The 10,852-nt window shown below is 45.9% G+C and carries 8 protein-coding genes; 4 read left to right on the top strand and 4 right to left on the bottom strand.

All coding sequences use genetic code 11. The features are described from left to right. Positions 1–85: 85 nt before the first annotated feature. From QUA90_RS29245 to QUA90_RS29235, 3 genes are all read left to right on the top strand, one after another. The gene (locus tag QUA90_RS29245) at positions 86–892 is read left to right on the top strand and encodes a hypothetical protein (RefSeq protein WP_333448659.1); all 807 of its coding nucleotides are present in this window, start codon (positions 86–88) and stop codon (positions 890–892) included. Between the two features lie 85 nt (positions 893–977). Beyond that, on the top strand, positions 978–1,991 hold the full coding sequence (locus tag QUA90_RS29240; RefSeq protein ID WP_333448658.1) for an ATP-grasp domain-containing protein: 1,014 nt from the start codon (positions 978–980) through the stop codon (positions 1,989–1,991). A gap of 8 nt (positions 1,992–1,999) precedes the next feature. Next, entirely contained in the window at positions 2,000–3,136 is a 1,137-nt protein-coding gene (locus tag QUA90_RS29235; RefSeq protein ID WP_333448657.1) for an aminotransferase class I/II-fold pyridoxal phosphate-dependent enzyme, read from the top strand. Positions 3,137–3,266: 130 nt separating this feature from the next. Here QUA90_RS29235 and QUA90_RS29230 read toward each other — a convergent pair whose 3' ends face one another. Then, entirely contained in the window at positions 3,267–4,565 is a 1,299-nt protein-coding gene (locus QUA90_RS29230) for a HEAT repeat domain-containing protein (RefSeq protein WP_333448656.1), read from the bottom strand. Positions 4,566–4,793: 228 nt separating this feature from the next. On the opposite strand from QUA90_RS29230, the gene QUA90_RS29225 reads away from it, so the two are divergent. Continuing rightward, positions 4,794–5,660, top strand: coding sequence for a lipid kinase (locus QUA90_RS29225; RefSeq protein WP_333448655.1), 867 nt, complete (start codon positions 4,794–4,796; stop codon positions 5,658–5,660). A gap of 420 nt (positions 5,661–6,080) precedes the next feature. Here the strand turns inward: QUA90_RS29225 and QUA90_RS29220 are convergent, their stop codons facing one another. The 3 genes from QUA90_RS29220 to QUA90_RS29210 form a co-directional block, all read right to left on the bottom strand. Then, on the bottom strand, positions 6,081–7,646 hold the full coding sequence (locus tag QUA90_RS29220) for an FAD-dependent oxidoreductase (protein WP_333448654.1): 1,566 nt from the start codon (positions 7,644–7,646) through the stop codon (positions 6,081–6,083). A gap of 661 nt (positions 7,647–8,307) precedes the next feature. Next, positions 8,308–8,586, bottom strand: a complete 279-nt coding sequence (locus QUA90_RS29215; protein WP_333389653.1) for an aromatic amino acid lyase — start codon at positions 8,584–8,586, stop codon at positions 8,308–8,310. Between the two features lie 173 nt (positions 8,587–8,759). Then, positions 8,760–10,721 carry a DUF7507 domain-containing protein gene (locus QUA90_RS29210; protein ID WP_445300152.1) on the bottom strand — a complete coding sequence of 654 codons (1,962 nt, stop codon included), beginning with the start codon at positions 10,719–10,721 and terminating at the stop codon, positions 8,760–8,762. Between the last annotated feature and the right edge of the window lie 131 nt (positions 10,722–10,852).

Below are 10,852 nucleotides of genomic sequence, written 5' to 3'. Positions count from 1 at the left end.
TTCTGCCACATCTCTTGATGAGATTATTCGCGCTTATTGTGCAACTTAGTGTCTCATTTTTATTTGAAATAACTATAATTTCGAGATTGACACCACTCGCATATCTCGATTTGGGTTTGATGTAGCAGGAGGCGAACTCGATCGTGCTTTCAAAAGATTGACAGCATTAAATAATTGTTCTGTCGATGGATTGCACTGCCACATTTCCACTGCGGCAAGAAGCACTGAATCCTACGCGCGTCGTACTCAGAGAATTCTAGAATTAACCGATTATTATTTCAAGAATAAACAACCGAATTTTATCGATATAGGTGGCGGTTTCTACGGCAAAATGACTGAGGATTTAAAGAGTCAATTTGATGGCTATATTCCCAAATATCACGAATATGCCGAAGCAGTTGCGCCCCAATTAAAAAGCAAATATCGCGATAACTCTGGGCCGGAATTGATTATTGAACCGGGTGTAGCTATTGTCTCCGATGTATTGAATTTTGTCGCAAAAGTTGTGGGAATAAAAACTGTGCGGTCGCGTCAAATTGCCCTAGTGGTTGGTAGTGTCCACAACGTGAAACCAACGGGGACTGATAAAAATCTGTCCTTGCGAGTTTACGGAAACGATGAAAATGCCGAGCAAAGAAAACTTGCAGGACAAGTAGATATAGTTGGATATACTTGTATGGAACATGATTGTTTATACAAGGACTATTCCGGCGAAATAGGTATTGGAGATTATGCCGTTTTTGAGAATATGGGTGCTTATACTGTAGTCTTCAAACCACCATTTATTCGCCCGAATCCGCCCATAATTAGCTATGACTCTATCCAGAACGAGTATACACTAATCAGACGGCGAGAAACTTCTCAGGATGTGTTCTCTACTTATGTGATATAAGAAACAAAAACATAAATGTACTATTGACTTGTACGGGACACTGCAAGTTCAATATTGAATCGGCTGTTCACCAACCATCAAAAATATGAATGTAATCTTGACTTGTGCGGGACGCCGCAACTATCTGTTGAAATTCTTCCAAGAAGCACTAGGTAATGGAGGAAAAGTATTTGCTGGTGATGCTACTTTGGAAGCACCGACATTACAAGAAGCTGATGAAAGTTTTTTGTTGCCGCCGATAAATCATAGCGAATACTTCGAGAAGTTGCTGGATATCTGTCAGGAAAAGCAGGTGCGCTTGCTGATACCGCTGAACGATCTAGAATTACCTTACCTAGCAAAACAACGCGATCGCTTTCTCGCAATAGGAACGATTCCAGTTGTTTCTTCTCCAGAAGCTATCGATATTTGTTTTGACAAGTTTGCGACCTTTCAATTCTTACAAAAACTAGGCATTGCTGCCCCACAAACCTATCTTTCCCTCGCGGAAGCACGCGAAGCAATTCAGCAAGGAAAAATATCTTTTCCTTTAGTAGTTAAACCCCGCTGGGGTAGTGCATCAATTGGGATTGAATATCCTGAAGATGATGAAGAATTAGAATTAGCTTATCGCTTTGTTAAAAAATCGCTGATGAGATCCTTCTTAGCAGAAGTAAGTTCCTCCGATCCCGATCGGTGTATCTTAATTCAAGAGCGAGTAATCGGACAAGAACACGGTCTGGATATTATCAATAATTTAGAAGGTTCATACATTACGACTTTTGTCAAGCGGAAGCTGACCATGCGAGCCGGAGAAACGGATCGGGCTGTGACGGTCGAAAATGAAGAAATTAAACAGTTAGGTGCAACAATTGGCCAAACATTGGGCCATATCGGCAACCTGGACTGCGATGTAATGGTGGGACAAAAAGGTTTATGCGTGTTAGAATTAAACCCGCGTTTTGGTGGTGGATACCCATTTTCCCAGATGGCAGGGGCAAATATTCCCGCAGCGTTAATAGCTTGGGCCAACGGAGAGAAGCCTAATGAAAGTTGGCTCAGGGTTGAAGGAAATATAAAAAGTTCAAAGTGCGATCGGCTTGTTACTGTTCAGCAATAGGAAAAGTAATGATAAAACAAATCCTCCTCTCAACACCTCACATGGGTTCCCTCGAACAGGAGTTCGTCAAAGAAGCCTTCGATACCAACTGGATCGCCCCCGTTGGCCCCCATGTAGATGCTTTCGAGCAAGAATTCTGCGAGGTAGTTGGCGCTAAACACGCAGCGGCTGTTAGTTCCGGAACCGCAGCTTTGCATTTGGCTTTACAATTAATTGGTGTCGGTTCAGGAGATGAGGTTTTTTGCTCGACTCTGACTTTTATTGCAACTGCTAGCCCGATTACTTATCTTGGCGCAAAACCAGTTTTTATTGATAGCGATCGCACTTCTTGGAACATGAATCCCGAATTGTTGCAATCGGCACTTGACAAACGAGCAAAAATTGGTAAATTACCCAAAGCTGTTGTAATCGTACACCTCTACGGTCAAAGTTGCGATATCGATCCAATTCTAGAAGCTTGCAATGCTTATGAAATTCCGCTAATAGAAGATGCGGCAGAATCTCTAGGCGCTAGCTATAAAAACCGATCGCCTGGAAGCTTTGGTAAAATCGGCATTTTCTCATTCAACGGTAATAAAATTATCACCACTTCCGGCGGCGGAATGTTAGTTTCCGATGACCAAAAACTGGTAGAAAAAGCTCGTTTTTTGGCCACACAAGCCCGTGACCCCGCTCCTCATTACCAACATTCAGAAATTGGCTACAATTATCGTCTCAGCAATGTTTTGGCGGGAATTGGTCGCGGTCAATTACGGGTTCTGGAGGAGCGAGTTCAAGCGAGACGGCGCAATTTTGACTTTTACAAACAAGCTTTAGGAAACTTGCCGGGAATTGAATTTATGCCGGAAGCTGCTTTTGGAAAAGCTACTCGCTGGCTGACTTGTTTGACGATCGATCCGGCCACTTTCGGTGCAGATAGAGAACAAGTTCGTTTAGCACTTGCTCAAGAGAAAATAGAAGCGCGTCCGGTTTGGAAACCTTTACACTTACAACCAATATTTGCTGATTGCGAATGTATGGGCGGTGCCGTGTCTGAAGAGTTATTTGAGTACGGGCTTTGCTTGCCTTCTGGTTCTAATTTAACTGATGAAGATTTAGAGCGAGTGACAAGTGCGATCGCCCAAATTCACAAAGAAAATCGATGATCTAGCCGAAGGAAGTTCGGCAACAGATTCTCTAACGGATGTAACGGAGGTCAGGAAGAAGAAAGATGCGATAGCTATTAGATCCCCGACTTTTTCAAGAAGTTGGGGATTTGGGTATTGTATCTTTTGATTAATTTTCTTGCCATTCTTCCAGGGCGATCGCAATTCCTTGTTTCAATCTCGGTTCAAGATTGTCTTGCTTAACTAAGCTTTCTAATTTCTGCCTGGCCTCGGCAGCACCTAGCTGTTTGAGCGCTGCCATGCAGTGTAACCTGACGCTGCTGTCTGCGTCGCCCAACATTAAAATCAGAGCATCTAGCCCTCTCATATCTCCTAATTTTCCTAAACCTAAAGCTAAAGATTTTTTGCTAACTGCCTCTTGCATGGCCGGATGATTTGTTTTCAGCAAATCAATCAGAATTTCAGCAGCAGCAGTTTTTAATTCCGGCTTTTCTACTCGCCCTAAAACAGTGACTATCTCTTGATAAACAGTAGAATTTATGTTAGTAAATTGCGCCCTTAATGTCTGATGCAAATATGCTAAAGCGGTTGCATTTTCCATCCAGCTTAGGGCGCGCACAGTTTCGATTTGCAATTCAACGGGAGTTATTGGCGATCGCAGCAATTCAAATAAAGCAGCCGCTGCAGCATCGGTTTTCACTCGCCCGATCGCGATCGCCGCTTGCTGACAAACTTCTAATCGGATGTCCGAAAGCAAAGGTTTGAGCAAGTTAACTAAATCTAATTCTCCATCTAAATAGGCGCGCACCCCGAGAGCTCGCACGGCTTCTTTTCTGACTGCTGTCGCCGGATCTTTGAGTGCTGCTACCAGTACCGGCGGGATGCGGGAGTCGTGAAAGCTGCTCAGGGCCTCGATTGCGGCTGCCCGCACCGCAACTTGAGAGTCTGCGACTACGCTCAACAGTGGCGGGATAGTTTCGGTGCGCCGAATTTGGGCGAGTGCTGCTGTGGCAAACTGTCGCGAGTCTTCTTGCTGCAAGAGAGTTGCGAGGGATTCTATGGCTGTCGGGCCGAAATTCCCTAGGGTTTCGGCGGCGATTTGGCTCAATTCTTCGTCGGAATTTTTGACCAATTCTACTAAAGCTTGAATCACTTCCGGGCGATCGAACTTTCCGAGAATGCGGGCGGCGAACCACCGGGGCTCGGTGTCTGCCTCTTCGTCTTCGAGCACGGCAATTAAAGGTGCGATCGCGCCATTTCCCAGATTTGGCAATACTTTAGCAATTTCCCAGCGGTCTTGAAAATCGCCCCATTCCAAGGCTTCTATTGCTAAACTGACAGCTTGCTCTAAAATGTGTTGTTCCTGCGGCTTGCCGGCCTTGGCTGTCACTTGCTGCAAGCATTCGACTAACCCAGGCCAGTTTTGGCGATCTGCAGCGACTTGCGCTTTTTGTAAAAAATTATACATGATTTTAAATTAAGTTCGATCGAGAAGCTAGGTTTTTTGCTGCTAGGTCAAAGCGGGAGGGAGCTACTTTTTACGAATCTTTTGCTACAATTATCCATTTTTTAACATTTTTGTCAATCCATCATAACTGGTAAAATGGAAGTAAAGCATTAATTTCATGCAGTTAAAGCATCAAGCTATACTTTTTGTAATTTAAAATACGCAATATTCCTAATTAAAAATTAACAAATGAAGAAAGCTCTACTTTTAGTAAACCAGCACTCCCGAAAAGGGCAAAAGCTATTATCTCAAGCCACTGAAGAATTAGAAGCACTGGGTTTTGAGTTAATTATAGAATCTACTGACCACGCCCACGAACTTTCCGACACTATTCGCCGCTACCAAAATCGAGTCGAATTAGTAATAATTGGGGGTGGGGACGGCACTCTCAACGCCGCCATAGAAGGTTTGATAGATACCAAGTTAGCGTTGGGTATTTTGCCGATGGGAACGGCTAACGACCTAGCCCGCACTCTGGGAATTCCTACAGATTTATCCGCAGCGTGTCAAGTAATCGCCAGCGGTAAAGTTCGGCTAATAGACTTGGGTTGGGTTAACGGTCAACATTTTTTTAATGTTGCGAGTGTGGGACTAAGCGTGGAAATTACCCAGCGACTGACTAAAAACGTGAAGCAGCGCTGGGGAGTGTTAGCTTATGCTTTTACTGCTTTGCAGACAATTTTGTCAGCGCGACCGTTCCGAGCAGAAATTAAGATAAACAACCAATCTTTTAAGGTTAAAACTATTCAAATTGCCATTGGCAACGGCCGCTATTACGGAGGTGGTATGACAGTTGCCGAGGATGCCACAATCGACGACCGGCGACTGGATTTGTACAGTTTGGAAACAAAAAACTGGTGGGAAATCATTGGTTTACTGCCGGCTATGAGGCAAGGAAATTATACCAGTTCGCCTAACGTTCGCGCCTTGCACGCTCAAGAATTTGAGGTTAATACTAGCAAACGCCGTCCGATTAATACTGACGGTGAAATCACAACTTACACGCCTGCAAAATTCCGAGTGATTCCCCAAGCTTTAGCAGTTATAGCTCCTTGATGACTCATGATTTATATAATTATTTTGTGGAACAGGTATCTTGCCTGTTCATATATAATTATGTTGTGGAACAGGCATCTTGCCTGTTCATATATAATTATGTTGTGGAACAGGCATCTTGCCTGTTCATATATTAGCCACGGGCAAGATGCCCGTGCCACAGTTAATTAATCAATAAATTATATTGTGTTGTGGAACAGGCATCTTGCCTGTTCATATATTAGCCACGGGCAAGATGCCCGTGCCACAATTAATAAATTATATTGTGTTGTGGAACAGGCATCTTGCCTGTTCATATATTAGCCACGGGCAAGATGCCCGTGCCACAGTTAATTGATCAATAAATTATATTGTGTTGTGGAACAGGCATCTTGCCTGTTCATATGTTAGCCACTAGCAAGATGCCCGGGCCACAATTAATTAATAATCGCCTCCAGCGCCATATTGCCACGCTTCAACTAATCGGTGAAAATAGTATTGCTGCTCCGGCGCTAAATTTTTCACCTGCGGTTCTACGGCTTTCCCCAAAGGCTGCAATCCCGTATAAATTCCTAAATTTACATAATGAACCATCCAATCGAGCAAATTAGCTATTCCTACCTGCGGGATGATTTTCATAACTAATCCGGGATGGCTAATTGCTGTTTTAAACAGAGTTTGTGACAAAGCCGGAAACAGCACGATATCCTGAAGAAACGGTTTGAGTACCGGTTCTCCCAACTCTTCCATTACCTGAAATACGGCAGCCAAAAGTTGATTGATTTGATTAGGGTCTATTTTTTGATTCATCGCAGCACTCATCGAACGCTGAAACAACCAGGTGACAGATAGATTCGGCTGGTAGGGTTGCAAAAGTGCCAGGGCATTTTTGCTGAGACTGTCGCTTGTCAAAGCTTCGTCAATTCCTAGAGTCAAGCGTTTGAGGTGGCGCACCATTGCGCCGAAACCGCCGAAGCTGAGGGGAGATTGGCTACCGCTGCTGTCTCCGACTGGGAGTATGCGATCCCAAGGCGTTTTTAGAGGGCTTTGACGATAGCAGGGGAAGAATCCGTAGAGTGCTCTTTGGAATTTTAACTGTTCGAGTTCGACGTTTTGATATTGGGGAAGCAAGCGCAAATACTCTTCAAATAATGTTTCTAAACTGAATCTTTCTGTGTCGGCGTCTATGTAGGTAAATAAGTAGGTGGTGCGGCCGTCTCTCGCTGGAAATGCTTCCCAAAAATATTGGCACTGATTTTGCATTGGCGTGAAGGATGCAAATATATCGCCCGTGTCGTTTTTGGGGTATCCTTGAGCGCAACTGCCGACTACTAAACATACGGCGTCGGGTTTTTTGCCTTGTCTTGCTTGGCGGACAATGGGGGAAAAATGTCCCATTGCGTCTAATAATAATCGGGTTTTAAATAAATGTGTAGCAGGTTGTGTATCGGTATTTGCCGATTCTACAAGGACTCCATTGGGGTGAATGGTGGCTGTTTTAAATGGTGTATTTTCAAATAGCTTGCCTCCGGCTTGGAGAAATCGCTGTTTCAAGGTTTCTAGGAGGTAAACTGGGTCGATCCCGATGTTGAGTACGTCGCGCACCCAAATGTCTGGGGTGTTGGCAAAGCTGATGCGGGCTGGGTTGTATTCGGTGGCTATGGCCTTTTCTATCTCTTCAACAGAGAGCAAATTTAGTTCTAAGAATGCGTCTAATTCTTTGCGAGAAATGTTCCATTCTTGCTCGCGGCCTCGCAGGGTGCCGCGTTCGAGCAAGGCTACTCGCCAACCCCGCACGGCTAGGGCTGTACCGATTAATATTCCTAGGGTTCCGCCGCCGATAACTATGTCGAAGTCGAGGGTTTCGAGGGGTTGTTGGCTGTGTTTTACTGCTTGGGGTGCTGGTGCGGTGTTTTGTTTGAGGTTTTCCCAGAGTCGATCGACCTTTCGCAGGCCTCCGAGGGCGTCTCCTGGCAGTTGGGAGAGGATTTGTTCGGTGAGGGACATCGGGTTTTAGGATTGAAGAGTGGTGGATTTTTTATAATTTAGCTTAGATCAACGTTTCCGACAGTTTCAGGGCTGACGCATCGGTGGCGAGAAACCCGCTTTCTACCTATCTTTTTTTAGCATAAGTTGACTAAATCTTTACTCCATCAGAGTTTCAGGCGGGTTGTCACCCCCCCAGCCAATCCCACTAACTACCACTACAGAACCGAGGCTAACTCCTAGGAGCAACCCTTGCAGCTTGGATTGAATTGTCCAGTGGCCCCCTTTGAGATTACCTAGTGAGCCATTACGGAACTTACGCCAGCGATTTAGGGGATTTAATATCTTTTTTATTAATCTTGGTGGTGCACACTTAACCTGTTGCGTGCGTCTCTCCGAGGAAGTTATCTGCTCCAGATGAGGAGGAATATAAGTTGAAATAATTAGGGACTAGCCAGTTCTATTTTGCAACCGCATTCCTAATCTTATACGCCAATAAAAGATGGTTCTTAAGCTAGTCAAAAGCGAGTAATTTTTCGACAATTGTAAAAACATAATTCTACCTGTTTTTGATAGATTTTCAAAAATGAATATGACTTTTAAGTATCATAGGTTAACACCCGATCGCTTTTCATGAAAGGAACAACCTGTCTGTACTGTTAAAAGATTTTTTAGTGACTATCTATAATTTCAACTTAGGATTTTTTTGCCATCTTAAGTCAATAGCTTGTGCAGCGTGCATCATTTCGCTTCCTAAAATGTGAGAGAGGGTATCAATCTGTGTCCTAACACGCTGCACAGTTCTTCGAGCATTTGTTGGCACATCTTCAATATTGCCAGCAAGGGCAAAATTATCAAGTATTGCCGCTGCTAGTTCCTGATTTTCTCTAGCTAAACACACGCAAGTTTTCTGAATTGCACCATAGGCATGAACGGTATTTTCCTTTCCTAAAAATCGCAGTGGGTAAAATGTGGGCCGCCAAGCTTAATTGTTCGCTGGCCAGATGCGTTTGAAAGTTGAAATGGGAAAAAGAGAAAAAGGGAAAAGCTATTTCCCTTTCCCTTTCCCTTTAAGAGCCAGTAGCGGTGATAACTAGCAACTAGCGTTAACTAGCAACTTAGGTTATGCCAACACTAGATAGGCTGAGTCCCGAACTTTCCGGTGTTGTTGTAGTAATCGAGCTTGCCGTTGATCGCTTCGCCAGTAGGCAATCCGTTGTAGGTGTTAGTTGCGTTTGCCCAAGCTGGGGAACTCGCAGGGACTCGGAAGGTTGATGCCTGCAAGGAGAGATTCCCATCTCCCTTGCCATCGCCGTTTTCGTCGGGAGTGTATGTTTGCAACCAAGTAATCGCTTGGTTCATATCTCCAGTCGGCGCGGGGTTGACGGCGAGGAAATTCAGCCAAGAGGCAACCAAGGAGCGATCGATCGTGTAGCGAACGTCCTGCTGGACTTTCTGGTTAGCGTTAACAATGGTCTGAGCTTCCTGAAGGGTGTAGAACACGGTATTTTCACCTGCATCCGTCTTTCCATTCCGGTTATAGTCACCAACCAGAATGCCCAAGGCAGTCTGTCCTGTGACTGGATCTACTGTAGCCGCGGAGTAAGGTGAGAGCAGGATGTCGCTGGTTGGGAAATCTGACTTGCCGGCAAAGGAGGAATCGTTGCTGGCATTGCCATCCCACACATCAGTCCAACGCTGCCAGAAGCCTGGTGTCCGCGCTCCCAGAGACCGCACGCCTGTGTAGGAGCTAGGATCGGATGCTGTCGGGGTTGCGGGGTTGTTCAAGCCGTCGGTGTAGGAACCTGTGGTCGTACCGATATTTTGATAGCCGCCCAAGATGGCAGTGCCGCTAGCATTGTAAACCCAGCTTTCTGTGAGGTCGAGCTTGCCGTCTTGGTTGGTGTCACCACTGCTGTAAATAGGAACCACACCTTTGTCATCTGTCACCTGGACATTAGAGAGAGGGACGTTGCCGGTGTTGGTGACAGTATAAATCCACGTCACTGGACTACCTTGCTGAATTAACAGGGCATCCCCTTGCACAGAAGAGTTGTCCGTTACTTTCTCGATGTTAATGCTGGGGCGAGCGCCGAAGTAGTTGCTGGGGTCGGTGGCGCTGACGTTTGTGTGATTGCCCAGACCATCAGTGTAGGTATTGCTTGCCGTCCCGATGTTAGCGTAGGGGCCGGCAACGGCGGTACTTGTTTTCTGGACAGTGGTGCTCTGACCGGAGGCGAGGCTGGCAATGGTGCCAACTACAAAGTCGTCACTGGTGTTAAGCGGGGTGCCGTTGTCATCTTTGACTTCGACGTTGGTCAGGTTAACGTTGCCGGTGTTGGTGACTTCGTAAGTCCAGGTTATTGGCTGACCTGCCAAAATTGCCTTGCCATCGAAGCCGTTGGTCAGTTTGTTAATTGTCAAGGCAGGATTGGCACCGAAGTAGTTGCTGGGGTCGATGGCACTGAGGGGGGTGCTATTGCCCGAACCATCGGTGTAGGTATTGCTTGCCGTGCCGATGTTAGCGTAGGGGCCGGCAACGGCGGTACTCGTTTTCTGCAAGGTTTGGTTGCTACCCACGGGCAGGCTGGCAATACTGCCAACTACAAAGTCGTCACTGGTGTTAGCGGGGGTGCCGTTGTCATCTTTGACCTGGAGGTTAGTCAGGTCAATGTTGCCGGTGTTGGTGACTTTGTAAGTCCAGGTAATCGGCTGACCTGTCAAAATATCCTTGCCATCGTAGCCGTTAGTCAGCTTTTCGATGGTGAACGCAGGAGCCGCACCGAAGTAGCTGCTGGGGTCAGAAGCGGTTACAGGTGTGCCGTTGTAGGTCCCGGTAACGTTACCAGTGTTGCTGTAGTTGCCAGCCTGGGCAGTGCCGGTTTTCGTGTAAGTCCAAACTTCGTTTGTATCCAGCAGGGTGTTGGTGTTCGCGTCGCCACTGAAGTTGGTGATGATTCCCTCTTTGTCATCGGTGAGGCTGACGCCTGAGAGTGGGACGTTGCCGGTGTTGCTGACTGTGTAAGTCCAGGTAATCGGCTGATTTACGAGAATGTTAACGCCGTCCGCGCCGTTGGTTACTTTGTCGATGAAGATGCTTGGATTTGGAGTTGGTCCACCAGTAATCGTGCCGATAACGCCGCCCGTTTTGCATTCGTAACAAGTTAAGCTTGGATGGCAGTTGTCAAGGGGATTTGAGAAGATGCTTCAAAGAAAAAGTAGTCAGA

Origin of the sequence: Microcoleus sp. D3_18_C4 (genome assembly GCF_036702355.1) — a bacterium.
Taxonomy (GTDB): domain Bacteria; phylum Cyanobacteriota; class Cyanobacteriia; order Cyanobacteriales; family Microcoleaceae; genus Microcoleus.
The sequence above is the reverse complement of the archived record's forward strand: the minus strand, read 5'-3'. Positions and strand labels throughout refer to the sequence as shown.

What these genes read in the sequence shown, in the direction of transcription:
- QUA90_RS29240 (WP_333448658.1), top strand. Translation starts at nt 978, where the DNA reads ATGAATGTAATCTTGACTTGTGCGGGACGCCGCAACTATCTGTTGAAA.
- QUA90_RS29235 (WP_333448657.1), top strand. Translation starts at nt 2,000, where the DNA reads ATGATAAAACAAATCCTCCTCTCAACACCTCACATGGGTTCCCTCGAA.
- QUA90_RS29230 (WP_333448656.1), bottom strand. Translation starts at nt 4,565, where the DNA reads ATGTATAATTTTTTACAAAAAGCGCAAGTCGCTGCAGATCGCCAAAAC.
- QUA90_RS29225 (WP_333448655.1), top strand. Translation starts at nt 4,794, where the DNA reads ATGAAGAAAGCTCTACTTTTAGTAAACCAGCACTCCCGAAAAGGGCAA.
- QUA90_RS29220 (WP_333448654.1), bottom strand. Translation starts at nt 7,646, where the DNA reads ATGTCCCTCACCGAACAAATCCTCTCCCAACTGCCAGGAGACGCCCTC.